The organism is Flavobacterium eburneipallidum (assembly GCF_027111355.2).
In the GTDB taxonomy this organism is placed as follows: Bacteria; Bacteroidota; Bacteroidia; order Flavobacteriales; family Flavobacteriaceae; genus Flavobacterium; species Flavobacterium eburneipallidum.
Genome location: NZ_CP114291.2, coordinates 164,675 through 186,211, shown reverse-complemented (window position 1 = coordinate 186,211; position 21,537 = coordinate 164,675). Strand labels below are relative to the sequence as shown.

16 protein-coding genes are annotated in these 21,537 nt (G+C 35.5%); 12 read left to right on the top strand and 4 right to left on the bottom strand.

Annotated elements, in window-relative coordinates:
• Positions 1-200 precede the first annotated feature (200 nt).
• The 3 genes from OZP15_RS00745 to OZP15_RS00735 all read left to right on the top strand — a co-directional run bounded on the left by OZP15_RS00745 (position 201) and on the right by OZP15_RS00735 (position 3,724).
• Positions 201-1,265 (top strand): NADH:flavin oxidoreductase/NADH oxidase, encoded by a 1,065-nt coding sequence (locus OZP15_RS00745; RefSeq protein WP_281336727.1) that lies wholly within the window; start codon positions 201-203, stop codon positions 1,263-1,265.
• Between the two features lie 109 nt (positions 1,266-1,374).
• Complete coding sequence (locus OZP15_RS00740; RefSeq protein WP_281336726.1) at positions 1,375-2,418, top strand: Gfo/Idh/MocA family oxidoreductase; 1,044 nt, start codon at positions 1,375-1,377, stop codon at positions 2,416-2,418.
• Between the two features lie 94 nt (positions 2,419-2,512).
• Positions 2,513-3,724 (top strand): MFS transporter, encoded by a 1,212-nt coding sequence (locus OZP15_RS00735; protein WP_281336725.1) that lies wholly within the window; start codon positions 2,513-2,515, stop codon positions 3,722-3,724.
• Positions 3,725-3,745: 21 nt separating this feature from the next.
• On the opposite strand, the gene OZP15_RS00730 is transcribed toward OZP15_RS00735, so the two are convergent.
• Together OZP15_RS00730 and OZP15_RS00725 are read right to left on the bottom strand one after the other, a co-directional pair.
• Positions 3,746-4,645 (bottom strand): DMT family transporter, encoded by a 900-nt coding sequence (locus OZP15_RS00730; protein WP_281336724.1) that lies wholly within the window; start codon positions 4,643-4,645, stop codon positions 3,746-3,748.
• Complete coding sequence (locus OZP15_RS00725; protein WP_269226585.1) at positions 4,638-4,994, bottom strand: arsenate reductase family protein; 357 nt, start codon at positions 4,992-4,994, stop codon at positions 4,638-4,640. Before OZP15_RS00725 ends, OZP15_RS00730 begins: the two co-directional genes overlap by 8 nt.
• Positions 4,995-5,073: 79 nt before the next feature.
• Between OZP15_RS00725 and OZP15_RS00720 the strand changes: the two genes are divergently transcribed.
• Positions 5,074-5,529 (top strand): DinB family protein, encoded by a 456-nt coding sequence (locus tag OZP15_RS00720; protein ID WP_269226584.1) that lies wholly within the window; start codon positions 5,074-5,076, stop codon positions 5,527-5,529.
• A gap of 78 nt (positions 5,530-5,607) precedes the next feature.
• On the opposite strand, the gene OZP15_RS00715 is transcribed toward OZP15_RS00720, so the two are convergent.
• On the bottom strand, positions 5,608-6,411 hold the full coding sequence (locus OZP15_RS00715) for a THC0290_0291 family protein (RefSeq protein ID WP_281336723.1): 804 nt from the start codon (positions 6,409-6,411) through the stop codon (positions 5,608-5,610).
• 245 nt (positions 6,412-6,656) lie between these two features.
• On the opposite strand from OZP15_RS00715, the gene gdhA reads away from it, so the two are divergent.
• From gdhA to OZP15_RS00685, 6 genes are all read left to right on the top strand, one after another.
• Entirely contained in the window at positions 6,657-8,000 is a 1,344-nt protein-coding gene (gene gdhA, locus OZP15_RS00710; protein WP_281336722.1) for an NADP-specific glutamate dehydrogenase, read from the top strand.
• Positions 8,001-8,074: 74 nt separating this feature from the next.
• Positions 8,075-10,363: a type IX secretion system anionic LPS delivery protein PorZ gene (porZ, locus tag OZP15_RS00705; RefSeq protein WP_269226581.1), complete on the top strand. Its 2,289-nt coding sequence runs from the start codon at positions 8,075-8,077 to the stop codon at positions 10,361-10,363.
• A 65-nt stretch (positions 10,364-10,428) separates the two neighbouring features.
• Complete coding sequence (gene recO, locus OZP15_RS00700; RefSeq protein ID WP_281336721.1) at positions 10,429-11,142, top strand: DNA repair protein RecO; 714 nt, start codon at positions 10,429-10,431, stop codon at positions 11,140-11,142.
• Between the two features lie 189 nt (positions 11,143-11,331).
• Positions 11,332-14,733, top strand: a complete 3,402-nt coding sequence (gene ileS, locus OZP15_RS00695; RefSeq protein ID WP_281336720.1) for an isoleucine--tRNA ligase — start codon at positions 11,332-11,334, stop codon at positions 14,731-14,733.
• A 7-nt stretch (positions 14,734-14,740) separates the two neighbouring features.
• A complete protein-coding gene (locus OZP15_RS00690; protein ID WP_269226580.1) occupies positions 14,741-15,121 on the top strand; it encodes a TraR/DksA family transcriptional regulator in 381 nt (126 codons plus the stop codon).
• Between the two features lie 138 nt (positions 15,122-15,259).
• Entirely contained in the window at positions 15,260-15,862 is a 603-nt protein-coding gene (locus OZP15_RS00685) for a lipoprotein signal peptidase (RefSeq protein ID WP_269226579.1), read from the top strand.
• A gap of 135 nt (positions 15,863-15,997) precedes the next feature.
• Here the strand turns inward: OZP15_RS00685 and OZP15_RS00680 are convergent, their stop codons facing one another.
• Positions 15,998-16,588: a 5-formyltetrahydrofolate cyclo-ligase gene (locus OZP15_RS00680; protein ID WP_281336719.1), complete on the bottom strand. Its 591-nt coding sequence runs from the start codon at positions 16,586-16,588 to the stop codon at positions 15,998-16,000.
• 169 nt (positions 16,589-16,757) lie between these two features.
• Between OZP15_RS00680 and uvrC the strand changes: the two genes are divergently transcribed.
• Both uvrC and OZP15_RS00670 read left to right on the top strand, forming a co-directional pair.
• Positions 16,758-18,554 (top strand): excinuclease ABC subunit UvrC, encoded by a 1,797-nt coding sequence (gene uvrC, locus OZP15_RS00675; RefSeq protein WP_281336718.1) that lies wholly within the window; start codon positions 16,758-16,760, stop codon positions 18,552-18,554.
• 1 nt (position 18,555) lies between these two features.
• Complete coding sequence (locus OZP15_RS00670; RefSeq protein WP_281336717.1) at positions 18,556-20,826, top strand: patatin-like phospholipase family protein; 2,271 nt, start codon at positions 18,556-18,558, stop codon at positions 20,824-20,826.
• Positions 20,827-21,537: the final 711 nt, after the last annotated feature.

Genomic DNA, 21,537 nt, shown 5'->3' with positions numbered 1-21,537 from the left:
TTACTTTTAGCCTAGACTATAAAAAATTGTTAATAATTGCCCTGTTTCCTTTTTATCTTCCCTGCTTGTCCCGTAACTTTACTTTTTGAAATAATTTTAGATGATTGGTTTCAGCGTTTAAATTCTTAAATCTTGACTCAAAAACAACTTTGTATTCCAATCAATCTAAAATCTACAGTCAGAAATCTAAAATAAAAAATATGGCAGCACAATTATTTTCACCGCTTCAAATAAAAAGTCTCACTTTTAAGAATAGAATTACCATTTCGCCCATGTGTCAATATTCATCTGTGGATGGATTTGCTAACGATTGGCATTTGGTACATTTAGGAAGTCGAGCCAGTGGCGGAGCAGGTTTAATTATTCAGGAAGCAACTTCGGTTTCTCCCGAAGGACGAATTTCGCCTAGCGATATGGGACTTTGGAAAGACGAACATATCGAAAAATTACAAATTATCAATCAGTTTATTCTTTCTCAAAACTCGATTCCGGGTATTCAATTGGCGCATGCCGGAAGAAAAGCAAGCATGTCTGAACCTTGGAATGGTAATAAAAGACTGGATGAATCAAAAGGAGGTTGGCAACCAGTAGCTCCCAGTGCGGTGAGCAATCATTCTAATGAAGAACCGCCTATTGCTTTGGATAAAGCGGGAATCCAAAATGTAATTTCCGATTTCAAATCAGCGACTCAAAGAGCAGTGAAAGCCGGTTTTCAAGTGATCGAAATTCACGCTGCACATGGTTATTTGTTACATCAGTTTCTGTCGCCTTTGTCTAATTTTAGAACCGATGAATATGGAGGAAGTTTCGAAAACAGAATTCGTTTGGTTTTGGAAATTCTAGAAGCGGTACAATCCGAATGGCCAGATAATTTGCCTTTGTTTGTTAGAATATCCGCTACAGATTGGGCTGACGGCGGATGGAATATTGAAGAATCGGTACAACTTTCGAAAATATTGAAAGCGAAAGGAGTCGATTTGATAGATGTTTCTTCTGGTGGATTGGTATCGCACCAACAAATTCCTGTTGGACCAGGGTATCAGGTTGATTTTGCGGAAAAAATTAAAAAAGAAATTGGAATTGCAACAGGAGCTGTGGGATTAATTACCGAAGCCCATCAAGCGGAAGAAATTGTTGCTTCAGGAAAAGCCGATTTGGTTTTATTTGCCAGAGAATCATTGAGAAATCCTAATTTAGCATTGCATTTTGCTAAAGAATTAGGCGCAGCTATTTCTTGGCCAAAACAATATGAACGATCTAAATAATTGTAGATTTTAGAGTTTAGATTTCGATATTGGCAGAAAATCTAAAATCAGAAATCAACTTTCTATTACAACCAATCTAAAAGCTACAGTCTAAAATTTAAAATTAATTATGAAAAAAATAAATACAGCACTATTGTCTTACGGAATGTCGGGAAAAGTTTTTCACGCTCCATTTATAGCACTTCATCCTGGTTTTGAACTGTTAGGTTCTTGGGAAAGAAGCAAAAAATTGATTCAAGAAGATTATCCCGAAGTTAAGAGTTATGAAACTTTAGAATCTGTTTTGGAAGATAAATCCATTGATTTGGTTATCGTTAACACGCCCAACAGCACCCATTTTGAATACACCAAAAAAGTCTTGTTGGCGGGAAAACACGCTTTGGTCGAAAAAGCATTTACTACTACAGTTGCCGAAGCCCAAGAATTGAACGCTTTAGCAAAAGAAAAAGGATTAAAGTTAACTGTTTTTCAAAACCGAAGATGGGACAGCGATTTCAAAACCGTTAAAAAGATTTTCGACGAAGGCGTTTTAGGCGAAATTGTCGAAGCCGAATTTCATTTTGACCGTTACAATCCTATTTTAAGCCCAAAAGCACACAAAGAAATTGCAAGTGCAGGATCGGGCGTTTTGAAAGATTTAGGCCCACATATTATCGACCAAGCTTTGTCATTATTTGGTTTGCCCAATGCTGTTTTTGCCGATATTCGAATTACAAGAGAACATTCTATCGTGGATGATTATTTGGATATTTTGCTATATTATTCTGATTTTAGAGTAAGATTGAAAGCTGGTTTTTTTGTCAGAGAGCCGAATCCGTCTTATGTAATTCATGGCAAAAAAGGTTCGTTTTTGAAATCGCGTGGCGATGTGCAGGAAGACGAATTGAAATTAGGTAAAAAACCAAATTTAACCACTTGGGGATTCGAGCAAGAAGGCTACGAAGGATTGTTGCACACTGAAGTTGATGGTAAAATTATCAGAGAAAAAGTGCCAACGCTACGAGGGAATTATTATCATTTTTTTGATGGATTGTACCAAGCCATTGCAAATCATGCACCAGAACCCGTAACTGCGCAAGATGGTGTTCATACTTTACAAATTATCGAAGCGGCGATTCAAAGCAACAAACAAGGGAAAATCATCAATTTATAAACAATAACGTTGTAAATTCAGTTGGTAAGAATAACACTAAAATTAGATGGTTTGAATTAGGTACTTTTGTATTTCATTATAAACAGCAACGATTTTGCAGTATTTTAATTTTATTGGTTGGTACAAAGCCAAAGGCAAATACAAGAAAAACTACCGTGATGCGAAAGCTTCTTATTTAGTTCGTATTCGATGGGCTGTTTCTATGTTTTATTTTGCCATGGGTTTGTGTTTTGCCACTTGGGCAAGCCGAATTCCGAATATCAAATCGGCTTTGCAATTGACTGATGGCGAATTAGGAACCATTCTTTTTGCTATGCCAGTAGGACAGTTAACGATGATGTATTTTTCGGGAAAATTAGTAACTCGTTTTGGGAGTCATCGTATTTTGTTTTTTTCTATTTTGATGTATGCTTTTAGTATGACTAATTTAGGATTGGCGCAAAATGCTTGGCAATTGGCTCTTGCCTTATACGTTTTTGGAGTTTTTAGTAATTTGACCAATATTTCAGTCAATACACAGGGCGTTTATACCGAAGGACTTTTCAAAAGAACCATTATGTCTTCCTTTCATGGCATGTGGAGTTTAGCAGGATTTACAGGAGCATTAGTAGGTTTAGGAATGTTAGCTTTAGAAATTAGTACTTATTTTCATTTTGTAATTGTTGCCATAATTACCTTTTTGTTGGTAATTTTCAACTTCAAATTTTTGGTCAAAGCCAAAGAAACGGTTCGTGTCAAAAAAGATAAAGGGCCAAGAAAAAGAGATACATCCTTAATTTTACTCGGAATTATTGGGTTTTGCAGCATGGCGAGCGAAGGAATTATGTTCGACTGGAGCGGTGTGTTTTTCAAAGATATTATCAAAGTGCCAGGCGCATTGGTGATTCTAGGTTACACTTCTTTTATGATTATGATGGCGAGCGGTCGATTTTTTGGCGATAGACTAATTCAAAAATACGGGCGTAAAAAAGTGATGCAAATCAGTGGAATTATGATTTCTACAGGGTTTTTTACGGCAGTTCTTTTTCCATACATTATTCCGTCCACGATTGCTTTTATGATCATTGGATTGGGCGTTTCAACTGTAGTTCCTACTTTGTACAGCATTGCAGGAAAGCATCCAACGATTCCAACTGGCGAAGCTTTAACAGCTGTTTCTAGTGTAAGTTTTCTAGGGTTTTTGATGGGGCCACCCGTTATTGGCTACATTGCTGAATTGTCGAGTTTACGGTTTTCATTCGCTTTTATTGGTATTTTTGGATTTGCAATTGCCTTGATGGTATCCAGAATTAAGGCTATTGAGTAATTTTAGTAAGTGATGAGAAAATTAATTTTTCTTCTGTGTCACTAAAGACACGCCTGAAAAAATCAAAACTGCCGAAATGATTTTTACTAAAGTCAATTCGTCTTTTCCGAGGCTAATGGCAAAAATAGTTGCAAAAACGGGTTGTAAATATACAAAGACCGCAATAGTTGTGGGTTTCAGTTCTTTCATCGAAAGCAAATTCAGCAAATAAGTCAAGAAAGTCGAAAAAACAACTACAAATCCAATTCTCCAATAAATAGCCATTGGCATCGAAACCCAATTCACGGCTACAAATTCGCTCCAGCCAAAAGGCAAAACCATGAAAAAACCAATCAAATAAATCCATTTGGCAAAATTGAAAGGATTGTATTTTTCCATCAAATTTTTGACTAGAACCAAGTACAATCCGTAGGAAGCAGCATTAACAAAAACTAGAAAATTTCCCAAACTAGCATTACTGGCGCTCCCAACAGATTTTCCGTAAAGTATTAGAAAAGCAGTACCAATTAATCCGAGAATGAGTCCAAAAACCATGCGTTTTTTCATCCGTTCTTTTAGGATAATTGCCGAAAGCACTAGCACAATCATTGGTGTAGAAACCATTAGAACCGATGCCGAAATAGGCGAAGTAAGACTCAATCCTTTGAAAAAAGAAAGCATGTTTAAAGCCACACCAAAAAAGGCGGCAGCCACAATTCGGGGGTAATCTTTAGGTTCAATTTGTTCTTCCCGAATGGATTTGGATTGCCTGCTGAAAAGCCAAAAAAGCCAAAATAGAATCGTTGCACCTCCCGCTCGCAAAATAATAAATCCGTAAGCTTGGACATAATTCGGCATCACGTCTTTGGCAAGTGTAAAAGTCATGCCGTAAATTATAGAAACAATTGTAGCGGTAATGAGGGCAAGCGTTCTTTTAGTCATTCGACAAAGCTTTCATTACCTGAAGCATATTTTGCTGGCTGTTGCCAATGTAAATTTTCTCGTCAATAATAAAAACGGGACGACTTAAAAAAGTGTAATGTTCCAAAATATATTTTTTGAAATCAGCTTCTGTCAAGGATTTGTTTTTCAAATCCATGGATTTATAGAGTTGTGCTTTTTTGCTAAACAACGCTTCATAGCTTCCAGAAAGTCGGTGCATTTCTTCCAATTCTTCAATCGTGATGGGATCTTGTTTGATATCGTGAAATTTCAAATTGTGATTTTGTGGCAACGATTTGATAATTTTTCGACAAGTATCGCAGGAAGCGAGATAGTATATTTTGTTCATGATAAGCGATGGTTTTCTTTGTGCAAAGAAAATTCATTTGAAACGGAAAATGATTATTTTTATCGAAAATTTAAAAAAAATGGAGCAACTATTTACCGTTACAACAACCAGCAGAACGATGGTTTCTAAAATTCTAGAAAACCATACATTAGAGCAATTGAACAAAATTCCCGAAGGATTTACTAATAATTTGATTTGGAATATGGGTCATATTATTGTGACGCAACAATTGTTGGTCTATAAATTCTCTGGATTACCGATGATGGTTTCGGATGAATTGGTAGAAAAATACCGAAAAGGAACAAAGCCAGAACAAGACGCTACGCAAGCCGAAGTAGATGAAATCAAAGCTTTGTTGTTTTCGACTATCGAAAAAACAAAAGAAGATTACAATGCTGGAATTTTCAAAAATTATACGGAATATCCAACTTCAACAGGTTTTGTTTTGACAAGTGCAGTTGGCGCAATGACTTTCAATAGTTTTCACGAAGGAATCCACATTGGAATAATGATGAGCATCCGAAAGTTTGTTTAGTTAAGAAATAGCACAAAATAAAAATCCCAATGCCAAAATTATTCAGCATTGGGATTTTTGTTATTTAGTGTTAGAAGATTATTGCAAGTAATAAATGTATCCAAAATTTAACCAAATATTCCAGTCGTTGGCTTTGTTTTCTTTATAAAGACTTGGATTAGGCTTTAATCCATCTACCCAGTCCGAGAAATAATATTGAAATCGTAAATCGACCATCAAATCAGATAATGGTGATAGTTTGTAACGTGTTCCAAAACTGGTTACTAAAGACCAAACCGTGCCGCTTTCGCTACTAAATCCATAAGATCGATCATCTGTTGGAGTTAAATATTTTGGAAAAGTAGTCAAAGGCGTTCCCAAAGGTCCCATTGTTGACGAAGCTTTTGCATTGTAAAAACTAAATTGCCCTCCAAAACTGATATAGGGAGCCAAGCTTCCAGTAGTAGCGGTAAATTCACGAATACTGAAAGGAAAAAATTCCAATTGCATTCCTACATTGGTTACGGAAGTGTTTCCAGTCATGGCTTTTAATTGCTCTTTGCCAAGCGATGGTTTGCCTTCTGTCCATTGTCCAAAATGCTCTAATTCAGTCTTATTGTATGATAATTCGCTTCTTAATTTGAAGTGGTCATTAAAATAAGTTTCGGGAGTATAACAGTTACATTCTGCTGTGTAAGAGAAGTTTAGATAATGAATTAGTCCAATTCCAAATCCAGAATTTCCAAGATTTGTAGTGAAATCATATCTTTCTCCATAATCGGATTGAAAGACTACTGGTCCTGCAATAGCACCAATTTCATGAGAAAATCCAAATTGCGCATGGGTTGCATTTGAAAATCCAAAAAGAAAAATACAGAAGGCTATAATAGATTTTGGGGTCATTTATTATAAATTACTTTTCTACAAATATATAAAAACATCAATCAATCCCGATTTTTTCCAAATAAAATATAACAGATTTTGGTTTTTCTCAACAATTCTTATGATTTTAAATTAAATTCATTTATCATAAATAAAAATAATATCAGAAACAGAAGAAATCCCTAAATTGCTGATAGATATGCTCATAAACAGTATCTTTGTTAGAGAAGCAAAAACGATTTTCTAAACCTAAATATTCTATAATCATGTCACAAAGCATTATTGATTTCATCGAATTAGTTGCCAAGAAAAATCCAAACGAACCCGAATTTATGCAAGCCGTAAAAGAGGTGGCCGAAACCGTAATTCCTTTTATTGAAGAAAATAAAAAATACCAAAACAAGATGCTTTTGGAACGAATGGTCGAATCAGAAAGAATTATTATTTTTAGAGTAGTTTGGACGGATGACAAAGGCGAAACCCAAGTCAATAGAGGCTATCGCATCCAAATGAATTCGGCAATTGGACCTTATAAAGGAGGTATTCGTTTTCATCCTTCGGTCAATTTAAGTATTTTAAAATTTTTGGCTTTCGAACAAACGTTCAAAAATAGCTTAACTACCTTGCCTATGGGCGGTGGAAAAGGAGGAGCCGATTTTGATCCCAAAGGAAAATCAGATAATGAGGTAATGCGTTTTTGCCAAGCCTTTATGACTGAATTATCCAAGCATATTGGCGCAGATACCGATGTTCCAGCCGGTGACATTGGAGTTGGTGGAAGAGAAGTTGGTTATATGTTCGGACAATATAAACGACTTCGCAATGAATTTACAGGTGTTTTAACTGGAAAAGGAATTTCGTTTGGAGGATCCTTAATCCGACCAGAAGCTACAGGATATGGAGCGGTTTATTTTGCCCAAAGTATGTTGGCAACTAGAGGCGAAAGTATTTCAGGCAAAACTGTAGTAGTTTCAGGTTCGGGAAATGTAGCGCAATATGCTGTAGAAAAAGCCACTCAACTAGGCGGAAAAGTAGTGACAATGTCTGATTCGGATGGCTATATTTACGATTCCGAAGGTATTGGCTCTCATAAATTGGCACATATAATGGAAATCAAAAATGAACGAAGAGGACGAATTAGCGATTATGTCACCCAATATCCAAATGCAAAATTTGTAGCAGGAAAAAAACCTTGGGAAATAGCTTGTGATGTTGCCTTGCCTTGTGCTACCCAAAATGAATTGAACGAAGAAGAAGCACAAATATTGGTTGCCAATGGTTGCATTTGTGTAGCTGAAGGTGCAAATATGCCAGCTACTCCAGAGGCTATAATTGTATTTCAAAAAGCTAAAATTTTATTCTCACCAGGAAAAGCTTCCAATGCGGGTGGAGTGGCCACATCAGGACTAGAAATGTCACAAAACTCTTTGAGAATGAACTGGTCTGCCGAAGAAGTTGACGAAAAATTAAAAGGAATTATGCTTGCTATTCATGCTTCATGTGTAAAATATGGTACAGATGCTACGGGTTATGTCGATTATGTAAAAGGCGCTAATATTGCAGGATTTGTGAAAGTAGCCGATGCTATGTTGGCTCAAGGGGTAGTGTAAGTCATTTTTTGAATATAACAAAAACCCATTACTTTCGTTTGTAGTATATTTGCCAACCAATATTAATGCAATTAATGAAAAAAAAGCTGTTTTATTTTGTACTTCTGATGACTATGCAAATGGGTTTTGCTCAAAGCAAACAACTTTGGCAAGGTTACTTTTCATATACTAATATCAAAGATGTTTCACAATCTTCTACAGCTATTTTTGCCGCTTCGGAAAATGCTTTGTTTTCTAAAAACACAGCTACAAGTCAAATAAAAACGACTAATACCATTGATGGACTTTCGGGTGAAACCATAACTTCTTTGTATTACAGCACCACATCTAATAAAACTCTGGTGGGTTATCAAAATGGGTTGATGATTGTTATCAATGAAGCCGATGGAAGTATGTTGAATATTGTGGATATAATCAACAAACAAATTCCCACCAATATCAAGAAAATCAATCATTTCATGGAACACAATGGAATTGTTTATGTTTCTTGTGATTTTGGAATTGTGCAATTCAATATGACAACCATGTTATTTGGGGATACTTATTTCATTGGAAACAATGGTGCCGAAATAAGCATTAGCCAGACAGCAGTCTTTAATGGTTTTATTTACGCCTCAACTATTGAAGGCATAAAAAAGGCAGATATAAACAATAAAAACTTAATCGATTACAATCAATGGACATCAATAGCCTCGGGTAGTTGGTCAAGTGTTGAAGCTTTTGGAACCGAACTTTTTGCGATTAATTCTTCAGGCTACATTCATAAATACGATTCGGGTTCTAATTCTTTTGTTGGGTATTCACAACTTCCTCAAGCTGCAGTAGATATGAGAAAAACAGCCAATTATTTGGTTATCACAACGGCAAGTAGTGTTTATTTCTACAACAATCAAATGGCAATTGTCCGTCAAATTAATAGCAATCAAATTACTGGAAGTGCAGTTAGTTTTACTTGTGCTACAGCAATTAATGATGTGGCTTATATTGGTACAAATGAAAATGGTCTAATAAATACCACAATTGCAGTTGCTTCTGGTTTTGAAAATGATACACCAGATGGTCCTTCTCGAAATAATATTTTTGCACTTCAAACCACTTCGGATATGATGTGGGTAGTTTATGGGGATTATACAGCAACCTACGATATAACTCCATTGGACAGTTATGGTATTAGTAAATACAGCGCAACAGGCTGGCTAAATATTCCTTATGAAAAAGTGTTGGGGGCAAAATCGATAGTTAGAGTCATGATTAATCCCAATAACGAAAAAGAAGTTTATTTAAGTTCATATTTTTCTGGTTTATTAAAAATTCAGAATGACGTTCCTACTTTTTTGTACAATCAGACTAATAGCGGACTAGAAGATATTACATTTATTCCAGGTTATCGTGGTGATGTTCGAATTAATGGAGGTGCATTCGATACCGCTGGAAACCTTTGGCTCAATAATAGTCTTATAGAGAATGGATTAAAAGTCCTTAAAAAAGATGGAACCTGGCAAAGTTTTTCCTTAAACGGAATCTTGGATAAAAGTATTGATGCCAGTATGGGGCGAATGCTAATTGATAAGAATAACACAAAATGGTGGTGTACGAATACCGACGGATTAATCAGTTATAATGAATCAACTAATAAATTTAAGAAAATTTCCTCTGGTGTAGATACGGGTAATTTACCTACTACTGATACTAGAACTATAGCCATAGATACTGGAAATCAACTTTGGATAGGAACAACCAAAGGGTTAAGAGTGTTGTCTAGTGTAAGTAGTTTTCAAACTGAAGATCAGATGAAAGCTAATCCGATAATTATTTTGGAAGATGGATTGGCTCAAGAACTCATGTATGAACAATCGATTACGGATATTGCCGTAGATGGAGCTAATAATAAATGGATTGGTACTGCCGATTCTGGTATTTTTCTTGTTTCGCCAAACGGACAGGAAACCAAATATCATTTTACCATAAATAATTCGCCCTTGCCTAGTAATACTATCAATGATATTGATATCAATAGCACAACTGGAGAAGTTTTTATTGCTACCAGCAAGGGAATGGTTTCATTCAAAGGAACTGCTACTGCTGCCAATGAAGATTTAAGCAACGTTTATGTGTATCCAAATCCTGTTCGTCCCGAATTTGAAGGAACCGTAAAAATCGCAGGATTGTTGGATAAAGCTACTGTAAAGATTACCGATATCGAAGGCAATCTTGTTTACGAAACCACTTCCGAAGGAGGAACAATAGAATGGGACACCACCGCTTTTGGAAAACATAAAGTAGCTTCGGGCGTTTACATGATTTTTATTTCGGCACAGGATGGTATTGAAACCAAAGTCAAAAAAGTAATGATTATCAGGTAAAATCAGATGGCAGATTCTTGAAATCTAAAATCTAAAATCTAAAATCTAAAATCTAAAATCTAAAATTGTTAGTCAAAACCAAAGCCATCGTCATTTCTTCTCTCAAATATCAGGAGAAAAGCTTGATTGTAAAATGCTTTACACAAGCACACGGTTTGAAAACCTACTTTGTTCGAGACGCTTTTTCTTCCCGAAAATCAAACCAGAAAATTGCCTATTTCCAGCCGTTGACCATTCTCGAAATCGAAGCCGTTCACAAAAATAAAGGCACTTTAGAGAACTTCAAAGAAATCAAAATTGCAACTCCGTTTCAATCGATCCATTCGGATATTTTCAAGAGTACGATTGTGATGTTTATTTCCGAAATTCTGCACCATTCCATTCACGAAGAAGAGAAAAACGAACATCTTTTCGCTTTCTTGGAAACGGCCTTGCATTGGCTCGACAATCACGATGAAACCGCTAATTTTCACCTGATTTTAATGCTGGAGATAACGAAATATCTCGGTTTTTACCCCGACATTTCCGAAATGGAATTTCCTTTTTTTGATGCCAACGAGGGTGTTTTTACCCCATTTCACGGCATTGGTTCATTGACAGAACACGAAACCAATCTTTTCAAAAAACTCATCCATTTAAAATTCGACAACGACCAAAAAACCTTTCACGTCATTGAAAGGCAAATCCTCTTGAAAATCCTGATTGATTACTATACTTTCCATCTCGACGGTTTTAGAAAACCAAAATCCTTGGACGTTTTAAAGGAAGTTTTTTCTTGAAAAATTCAACCGCAAAGGCTCGATGGCACAAAGATTTAATGCGTTTTTGTTTGCTCATTAAAGTTTTGATTCTATTCTTAATAAAACTTTGCGCTTTTGTGTCTTTGCGGTAAACAAAAACTCATCACTCATCACTCATAATTCATAACTATTTCTTACTTTCGCACCGCGATTAAAGAAAAGGATAAAATGAGCATAAAATTTACTGAATACAAAGGACTTAACCTGCCTACAGTTGCATCGGAAGTACTTGATTTTTGGAAAAAAGAAAACATATTCGAGAAGAGTGTAACCACTCGCGAAGGCAACCCACCATTCGTGTTTTTTGAAGGACCACCTTCGGCAAATGGACTACCGGGAATTCACCACGTGATGGCACGTGCGATTAAAGATATATTTTGCCGTTATAAAACTCAAAAAGGATTCCAAGTTAAGCGTAAAGCTGGCTGGGATACGCACGGTTTGCCTGTAGAATTAGGTACCGAAGCGTCATTAGGCATTACCAAAGAAGATATTGGAAAAACTATTTCCGTAGCCGAATACAACGAAGCCTGTAAAAAAACCGTGATGCGTTATACCGATGTGTGGAACGATTTGACCGAAAAAATGGGGTATTGGGTGGATATGGAAGATCCGTATGTGACTTACAAATCCAAGTATATGGAAACCGTTTGGTGGATTTTGAAACAAATCTACAACAAGGATTTGATGTACAAAGGCTACACCATTCAGCCGTATTCTCCAAAAGCAGGAACAGGATTGTCTTCTCACGAAGTAAACCAACCGGGATCTTACCGTGATGTAACCGATACAACGATAGTTGCCCAATTTAAAGCATTAAACGAAACTTTGCCTTCATTTCTTCAGGAATTTGGAGATATTCATATCTTGGCTTGGACGACAACGCCTTGGACTTTGCCTTCGAATACAGCGTTGACAGTTGGTCCAAAAATTGATTATGTTTTAGTTGAAACTTTCAATCAATATACCTTCCGACCTGTCAAAGTAATTTTGGCTAAAAATTTGGTTGGAAAACAATTTGGAAAAGGATTTTTTCCAAGTACCGAAGCTTCCGATTTTGAAAATTTTAAAGAAGGCGACAAGAAAATTCCATACCAAATCCTGACCGAATGCAAAGGAGCAGATTTAGTTGGAATTCGTTACGAACAATTGATGCAGTTGGCTTTGCCATACCATATTCCAGAAAATGCTTTCCGAGTAATTTCAGGAGATTTCGTGACTACCGAAGACGGTACAGGAATCGTGCACACCGCTCCAACATTTGGTGCTGATGATGCCAAAGTGGCTAGAGAAGCGGTTCCAGAAGTTCCGCCAATGCTGGTTTTAGATGAAAATGAAAACCTAGTTCCGTTGGTCAATTTGCAAGGAAAATTCATTGACGGTTTAGGAAGTTTTTCTGGAAAATACGTTAAAAACGAATATTATACTGATGGTGACGCTCCTGAACGTTCTGCCGATGTGGAAATTGCCATTCAGTTAAAAGAAGAAAATAAAGCGTTCAAAGTAGAGAAATACGTGCACAGTTACCCACATTGCTGGAGAACAGATACGCCAATTTTATATTATCCGTTAGATTCCTGGTTTATCGAAATTACGAAAGTGCGCGATAGAATGTTCGAACTAAATGAAACTATCAACTGGAAACCGAAAGCAACCGGAGAAGGACGTTTCGGGAATTGGTTGAAAAATGCCAACGACTGGAATTTATCCCGTTCTCGTTTTTGGGGAATTCCGTTACCAATTTGGAGAAACGAAGAAGGAACAGAAGAAATCTTGATTGGTTCTGTTGAAGAATTATATAACGAAATCGAAAAATCTATATTAGCAGGTTTCCAGGCAGCAAATCCTTTCAAAGGTTTCGAAATTGGAAATATGGATGAAGCCAACTATGATTTGATTGATTTGCATAAAAATGTAGTTGATGAAATTACTTTGGTTTCTGCTTCCGGAAAACCAATGAAACGCGAATCGGATCTGATTGACGTTTGGTTTGATTCGGGTTCAATGCCTTATGCGCAATGGCATTATCCTTTTGAAAACAAAGATAAAATTGACGGAAATCAAGATTTTCCTGCGGATTTTATTGCTGAAGGAGTAGATCAAACTCGTGGTTGGTTTTATACTTTGCACGCCATTGCAACCTTGGTTTTTGATAGGCCATCGTATAAAAATGTGGTTTCCAACGGATTGGTTTTGGACAAAAACGGACACAAAATGTCGAAACGTTTAGGAAATGCAACCGATCCTTTTGAAACAATTGCTGAATACGGACCAGATGCCACGCGTTGGTACATGATTTCGAATGCGAATCCTTGGGACAACTTGAAATTTGACATTGAAGGAATTGCAGAGGTTCGTCGTAAATTCTTCGGAACCTTGTACAACACTTATTCTTTCTTTGCGTTGTATGCCAATATCGATAATTTCACTTATGCCGAAGCAGAAGTTCCGTTGAACGAAAGACCGGAAATCGACCGATGGATTATTTCGGAGTTGAATACTTTGGTAAAAGTGGTGGATGAAGCTTATGCGGATTACGAACCAACAAAAGCGGCTCGTGCGATTTCGGAATTTGTGCAGGAAAATTTGAGTAACTGGTACGTTCGTTTGTGTCGTCGTCGTTTCTGGAAAGGGGATTATGCACAGGACAAAATTGCGGCTTACCAAACGTTATATACGTGTTTATTGACTGTCAGTAAACTAGGTGCTCCAATCGCTCCGTTCTTTATGGACAAACTTTACAGAGACTTGACATTAGCTACAAATACAGAGAAATTTGACTCGGTTCACTTGGCAAAATTCCCTGTTTCAGTTGAAAACTTTGTTGATAAATCGTTGGAGAGCAAAATGCAGAAAGCGCAGACCATTTCTTCACTCGTTTTATCGCTTCGAAAAAAGGAAATGATCAAGGTGCGTCAACCGTTGCAAAAGGTAATGATTCCAGTACTTGACGAGAATCAGAAGCTTGAAATTGAGGCGGTTTCTGACCTGATAAAAGCAGAAGTAAACGTGAAAGAAATCGTGCTTTTGGATGATGCTTCAGGTATTTTAGTGAAGCAGATTAAACCCAATTTCAAGGCACTTGGTCCGCGTTTCGGAAAAGATATGGGATTGATAGCCAAAGAGATACAAAGTTTTTCTGCGGAACAAATCAATCAATTAGATAAGGCAGGAAGCATAACCATTGTTATTGGAGAAAATAACATAAATTTATCGCTAGAAGATGTAGAGATTTCTTCGCAAGATATTGAAGGTTGGTTGGTTGCTAATTCCAATGGAATAACGGTAGCGCTGGACATTACCATCTCTCCAGAATTGAGAGAAGAAGGAATTGCTAGAGAATTGGTTAACCGAATTCAGAACATCAGAAAAGATTCTGGTTTTGAAGTTACCGATAAAATTAAAGTTCATTTGCAAAAAAATGCAGCATTGGAAACAGCTGTAAAAGCAAACGAAGCATACATCAAATCAGAAACACTAACAGAAATATTGGTTTTTGAAGAGGCTATAAATGAGGGAATCGAAGTAGAATTCGACGATATAAAAACAAGAATATCAATTACAAAATAATAAGAAGATGATAGATGAAATAGCAAGATACTCGGATGCTGATTTAGCAGAGTTCAAAGAGTTGATTTTAAAGAAAATTGCCAAAGCACAAGAAGATTTAGATTTAATCAAGAGTGCTTATATGAACGATTTAAACAATGGGACAGACGATACTTCGCCAACTTTTAAAGCATTTGAAGAAGGAAGCGAAACCATGTCGAAAGAAGCAAACTCACAGTTAGCCATCCGTCAGGAAAAGTTTATCCGTGATTTGAAAAATGCACTTTTCCGTGTTGAAAATAAGACTTATGGAACTTGTAAAGTGACAGGTAAATTAATCAGCAAAGAACGATTAATGATTGTTCCTCATGCAACAATGAGCATCGAAGCGAAGAATTTGCAAAGATAATTATTCCAAATTCCAAATTTAAAAACCCAAATTCCAATCCTAGCTTTTGGAATTTGGGTTTTTAAATTTGGAATTTCTTTTTGATTTGGAATTTAATTTTTAGAATTTATCTATTTTTGCGCCATTAAAATGTACAAAATGTCTTTACGAAACGCTTATCTTATAGTTTTTATCCTCTTACTTGTTGACCAATTTTCTAAAATATACATTAAAACTAATTTTATTTTAGGACAAGAAGTTGAAGTTTTTAGTTGGTTCAAAATTCATTTTGTCGAAAACGAAGGAATGGCTTGGGGAACTGAAATTCCTGGAACTTACGGGAAATTAATTTTATCTCTATTTCGTTTGTTAGTAGTGCCTGTAATTGGGTATTGGCTTTGGGATTCTGTTGAAAGAAAACACAGTTCTAATTATTTGGTAGTGGCGATTTCTCTAATACTTGCTGGTGCTTTAGGAAATATTATCGATTCTGTTTTTTACGGTGTTATTTTTGATGACAGTTCGTATCAACTGGCAACTTTGTTTTCGGACAAGCCTTATGGAACATGGCTTTATGGCAAAGTAGTTGATATGTTTTATTTTCCATTATTCGAAGGAAATTGGCCAGAATGGATTCCTGTTATAGGCGGACAACATTTCAAATTCTTCAATGCGATTTTCAATATTGCTGATGTTGCGATTTCTACAGGCGTTGGAATTTTGATTGTTTTTAATAAAAAAGCATTTCATCACGAGCACTAAATCGGGTAACAGCATTCTGAAATACATAAAAGAACCATTAAGGCATTTAAGAAAATTAAGTTTTGTACTATTCTTAATTTTATTAAATGCCTTAATGGTTTACAACTTCTCCGTATATTTTAAAAACATTTTGACTTAAAACTCATAAACTTCATTAGGAGTTACACAATAATCTAGCCTTACATCGTTTTCAAAAACATCTTCAATTTTTTCTTCAGCTTCAAAAAAAGAAAGCCCAATTTTGATGGTTTGATTCGCCAGTTCGCTACCGCTCGTGTCGAGTTTACATTCCTTTAAAAATTTATCATAAAAACCTTTGCCATAACCTACTCGGTTTCCAATTTTATCAAAAGCTAAAAGAGGTACAAAAACCACATCAATTTTTTTGGAAGGAACTTCAATGCCATCCACAGGTTCTGGAATATGGTATTTGTTCTTTTTAATTTTGGTATTATCCGTCAAAAGAAAATGCGTCATTTCTCGGGTTTCGAAATCACTTTTTGAGATAATAATTTCCTTGTCTTTTCCAGAAAGCAAATGCAGAATATATTCAGTATTAACTTCTTTGTGTTCCGTAATGGGCAGGAAAATATGGAAATAAGTTTTCTCCCAAATAGGAAGTGTCAACACTTTATTGGAAATAGCCAAACTCATTTCTTCCAACTCATTTTCGGAAAGTTGGTTTCGTAAGGCTTTGTATTTTGTGCGTAATTCTTTTTTGTTCATGAAGTAAAAGTAATAAAAAGAGCGTATTTGTTTTATGCCAATTTTAAAGTTAAATTTGTTTGAATTAAATGGTGGTCTGTTGAATGAAAGAGGTTAGACTGAATAATCTGTGAAAATCCGTTTAATCTGTGGCTAATTTTTTAACGTCAATTACAATCTGCAATCTAAAATGCTAATCCCAACTCTAGAACTTCAAATTCAAACCTTGCCTGATGGTCCTGGCGTGTATCAATATTACGATAAGGAAGGGAAGATTTTGTATGTAGGCAAAGCCAAAAACCTAAAAAAAAGAGTTTCATCCTATTTCAATAAAATTCACGATACGGCCAAAACGAATGTCTTGGTCAAGAAAATTGTAACTATAAAACACATCGTCGTTCCTACGGAAACCGATGCGCTTTTACTGGAAAATAATCTTATCAAAACTCTGCAGCCACGATACAATGTGCTCTTAAGGGATGACAAAAGTTACCCTTGGATTTGTATCAAAAAAGAACCTTTTTCACGCATTTTTTCTACTAGACGATTGATTAAAGACGGATCCGAATATTTTGGACCTTACACCAGTTTCAAGACGGTAAGTACGATTTTAGATTTAATAAAAGAATTGTATCCGCTGCGAACCTGTAATTATGATTTAAGTAAATCGAATATCGAAAGTGGAAAATTCAAAGTCTGTTTGGAATATCATATTGGCAATTGCAAAGGCCCTTGTGAAGGCTACGAATCATTAGAAGATTACCAGAAACAAATTGATGCTATTCGAGAAATTCTGAAAGGGAATTTCAAAGAATCGATGAAGGATTTCAAGAAATTGATGACTGATTTGGCTCAAGATATGCGTTTTGAAGAAGCGCAGAAAATAAAAGAGAAAATAGAAATTCTTGAAAATTACCAATCTCGTTCAACGATTATCAATCCGAAAATTACGAATATCGATGTGTTTTCTATAATTTCGGACGAAAGTGCTGCTTTTGTCAATTTTCTGCAAATTTCCCACGGTTCGATTATTCGTTCGCACACTATGGAAATCAAGAAGAAACTGGACGAATCGGACGAAGAGTTATTAGAGTTGGCGATTATCGAACTTCGAGAGCGTTTTCAGTTGTTATCCAAAGAAATAATTGTTCCGTTTGAAGTCGATTTAGGCGAGAAAATAAAAGTTACCGTTCCGCAATTGGGCGATAAAAAGCAGATTTTGGATTTGTCCATTCGAAATGCAAAGTTTTACCGAATCGAACAGCTAAAACAACTCCAAATTGTAGATCCTGATCGTCACGCTAACCGAATTATGGCTCAAATGCAAAAAGATTTGCGATTGCCTGTAGAACCACGCCATATAGAATGTTTTGATAATTCAAATATTCAGGGAACCAATCCTGTTTCGGCTTGTGTGGTTTTTAAAGATGGAAAACCTAGTAAAAAAGATTACCGTCATTTCAATATCAAAACGGTCGAAGGCCCTGATGATTTTGCTTCGATGACCGAAGTGGTGTATAGAAGATACAAGCGATTATTGGACGAAAACGAACCCTTGCCGCAGCTCATCATCATTGATGGTGGAAAAGGACAATTATCCTCGGCTTTGAAAAGTATTGACGAACTGGGATTAAGAGGCAAAATCACGATTATAGGCATTGCTAAAAGGCTGGAAGAATTGTTTTATCCTGGCGATTCGATTCCGTTGTATTTGGACAAAAAATCAGAAACTTTGAAAGTTATTCAGCAATTGCGAAACGAAGCACACCGATTTGGAATTACGCATCATCGGGACAAAAGAAGCAAATCAGCACTCAATTCTTCGATAGAAAGTATTCCTGGAATTGGCGAAAAAACGATGTTGACATTGATACAACATTTCAAAAGTGTAAAAAGATTAAAATTAGCAACAGAAAAAGAAATTTCAGACGTTGTAGGTATATCAAAAGCCAAAAAAATTACCGACTTTTACAGTAAAAATAGTTAATATGAGAATTAAGGCAATAGGCAATAGGCAAAAGCCAAGAAGCAAAAAGAGTACGATTTTGCCTTTTGCCTTTTGCCTATTGTCTTTTATCTTTTGCCTTTTGCCTTTTGCCTCGCAAGCTCAAGACAGCATCAAAAAACATAAAATCGGATTGGTTTTGAGTGGTGGTGGTGCCAAAGGGTTTGCGCATATTGGTGTTTTAAAAGTATTGGAAGAAGCGGGTGTCAAAATTGATTTCATTGGCGGAACTAGTATGGGAGCGGTTATTGGCGGACTTTATGCGTCGGGTTATAATGCTGCACAAATAGATTCTATCGTTAGAGTTACTAATTTTGACAATTTGCTGATTGATTTCATACCTCGAACCTCTAAAAGTTTTTATGAAAAACGAAATGATGAATTGTATGCTTTGATACTTCCTTTCAACAAACTCAAAATTGGTGTTCCACAATCGCTCTCCAAAGGAATGTTTAATTACAATTTATTCAATCAGCTCATGCTCCATGTAAGGCATGTTCGTGATTTTAAACAATTGCCCATTCCTTTTTTGTGCCTTGCTACAGATATTGAACGTGGCGAACAAGTAGTGATGGACAAAGGTGTTTTGGCGCAAGCCTTGTATGCCAGTTCAGCTTTGCCTTCGGTTTTTTCTCCTGTAATATTGGACGGAAGATTTTTAATCGACGGAGGGATTACTAATAATTATCCTATTGAAGAAGTGCGAAAAATGGGAGCCGACATCATTATTGGTGTCGATGTTCAAAATGGGTTGCGGGATCGTGAAGACCTTAAAGATGCTTCGAAAATATTGTTTCAGATTACCAATCTAGAGATGATAAAGAAAATGCAGCGCGATTCTAAAAACACCAATATTTACATTAAACCCGACATTAAAGACTATGGAGCGGTGTCTTTTGAAAAAGCAGCAGAAATTATTCAAAGAGGTGAGGAAGCGGCATTTTCAGTTTATGAAAGCATAGATAAACTAGCCGATAAATCGAATCCGTACAAAAAACCCAAGTTAAAGATTGAATCCGATAGTTTGCATATTGTTTCTATTTTATGTAAAAATTTGAATAGTTATTCCCAGAATTATATTGAGGGAAAACTAAAGTTTAAAGCAGGTGCTAAAATCAGTTACAAAGATTTAGAAACAGGTATTAATAATATTGATGCTACTTACAACTTTGGAGCCGTAACTTATTCGCTAGAACCTAATGGGAAAGGCGATAATTTGACGCTGAATTTTATTGAAAATCCAGTGCGAACTTTTTTGAAATTTGGATTGCATTATGACGGACTTTTCAAAAGTGCAGTTCTTGTGAATCTGACGAATAAAAAGACGTTTTTCAAAAACGATGTAGCTTCATTCGATTTTATGGTGGGTGATAATTTGCGTTATAATCTGGATTATTATATTGATAATGGGTATAATTTGAGTATTGGACTTAAGTCGCAGTTGAATCAATTTAATAAAAATGTAACCAATCAAATTGGGAGTATTTCGGGTATTCCTTTAGATAATTTGAATTCTATAAATGTAGATCTTATAGATGTTTCGAGTCAGTTTTATATTCAATCCATATTTGTACAGAAATTTTTAATAGGTGGTGGTTTAGAATATAAGTATGTCAATATAGAGTCAGAAACCTTATCAGCGGTTGATCCTGTTTTAGATAGGAGTAATTACACGAGTGCTTTTGTTTATATGAAATACGATTCTTTTGATAATAAATATTTTCCTAAACAAGGTTGGTATTTTACATCAGACTTGCATAATTATTTGTTTTCTTCTAATTACACTCGAAAATTCAATCCTTTTTCGATTGCCAAAGCTGATTTTGGAATAGCATTCCAGCCATTAAAGAAAACGACTTTGAAAATTCAAGCCGAAGGCGGTTTTACTATCGGTGATGATAGCGTTCCCTTTTTTGATTTTGTTTTAGGCGGTTATGGATATATTCCTTTGAATAATTTTAAGCCTTTTTATGGTTATGATTTTTTGAGTCTTGCTGGCAATAGTTATCTAAAAACTTCGGCTACACTCGATTTTGAGGTTTTCAAAAAGAATCATCTCAATTTTTCGGTCAATCATGCTAATATTGGAGCTAATATTTTCGAGTCACTAGATTGGATTTCGTTGCCTAAATATTCTGGATATGCCGTAGGATATGGTTTAGAAACCATTATTGGGCCATTAGAAGTAAAATATTCTTGGTCGCCTGAAACTTCACAAGGATTTACTTGGTTTAGCATTGGATTTTGGTTTTAAACTTAAAGTACTTAATCTTTGTTAAATTTTTAACCGTTGGGTGTAATTCAAAATTTTTGATTTTTAAACACATAGAAACATAGATTTTGTAAATTTTGAAAGGCGTTTCACTTTATTAAAGAAAAACATAGCTATGTGAACCCAAGAATTGGGATATACAACTCTTTTTTCTATGATTCTATGTGTTTAAATTTTATATCTTTTTAGGATTCTTTTTTTAATAATTACATCCAACGGGTTAAGTTTTTTTGGTTAAAAAAAAAATCTTTGCCACCTTACCAACAAAACTATTTTCAACGACTCTTCTTTTTTCAGCTTCTTATTATCGCTTTTTATTGCGAAATTTTCGACTGATACTATAATTCTTCTAAAAAATTCCTAAAATTTTATGCTGAAAAGGCATTTTTACTGATTTTAATTTAACAAACAGTCTCTAGATATTGTGATGATTAATAAAAAAACGAATTTTTTTTATATTATGTGAAAAAATAACCCATTATCAGCAAGCACCTCCGTAAATCTTCTGTTAAACTTTATTTTTTGTGTAAAAAAACGCTTTTCCTATTTTATCTTTGTATCAATAATAAAGAAGGGGTGGTTTCCTTCTTTAAGAAATATAAATTTTCATAATTTATGTTTTTTGGTTAGTTAATAGCATTAAACCCAGTCATTTTTTGGCTGGGTTTTTTTGTTTTTATTACTTTTGGAATA

Excerpts from the sequence above, each read along its gene's own strand:
- OZP15_RS00745 (WP_281336727.1), top strand. The coding sequence starts at position 201 with ATGGCAGCACAATTATTTTCACCGCTTCAAATAAAAAGTCTCACTTTT.
- OZP15_RS00740 (WP_281336726.1), top strand. The coding sequence starts at position 1,375 with ATGAAAAAAATAAATACAGCACTATTGTCTTACGGAATGTCGGGAAAA.
- OZP15_RS00730 (WP_281336724.1), bottom strand. The coding sequence starts at position 4,645 with ATGACTAAAAGAACGCTTGCCCTCATTACCGCTACAATTGTTTCTATA.
- OZP15_RS00725 (WP_269226585.1), bottom strand. The coding sequence starts at position 4,994 with ATGAACAAAATATACTATCTCGCTTCCTGCGATACTTGTCGAAAAATT.
- OZP15_RS00720 (WP_269226584.1), top strand. The coding sequence starts at position 5,074 with ATGGAGCAACTATTTACCGTTACAACAACCAGCAGAACGATGGTTTCT.
- OZP15_RS00715 (WP_281336723.1), bottom strand. The coding sequence starts at position 6,411 with ATGACCCCAAAATCTATTATAGCCTTCTGTATTTTTCTTTTTGGATTT.
- gdhA (WP_281336722.1), top strand. The coding sequence starts at position 6,657 with ATGTCACAAAGCATTATTGATTTCATCGAATTAGTTGCCAAGAAAAAT.
- porZ (WP_269226581.1), top strand. The coding sequence starts at position 8,075 with ATGAAAAAAAAGCTGTTTTATTTTGTACTTCTGATGACTATGCAAATG.
- ileS (WP_281336720.1), top strand. The coding sequence starts at position 11,332 with ATGAGCATAAAATTTACTGAATACAAAGGACTTAACCTGCCTACAGTT.
- OZP15_RS00690 (WP_269226580.1), top strand. The coding sequence starts at position 14,741 with ATGATAGATGAAATAGCAAGATACTCGGATGCTGATTTAGCAGAGTTC.
- OZP15_RS00685 (WP_269226579.1), top strand. The coding sequence starts at position 15,260 with ATGTCTTTACGAAACGCTTATCTTATAGTTTTTATCCTCTTACTTGTT.
- OZP15_RS00680 (WP_281336719.1), bottom strand. The coding sequence starts at position 16,588 with ATGAACAAAAAAGAATTACGCACAAAATACAAAGCCTTACGAAACCAA.
- uvrC (WP_281336718.1), top strand. The coding sequence starts at position 16,758 with ATGCTAATCCCAACTCTAGAACTTCAAATTCAAACCTTGCCTGATGGT.
- OZP15_RS00670 (WP_281336717.1), top strand. The coding sequence starts at position 18,556 with ATGAGAATTAAGGCAATAGGCAATAGGCAAAAGCCAAGAAGCAAAAAG.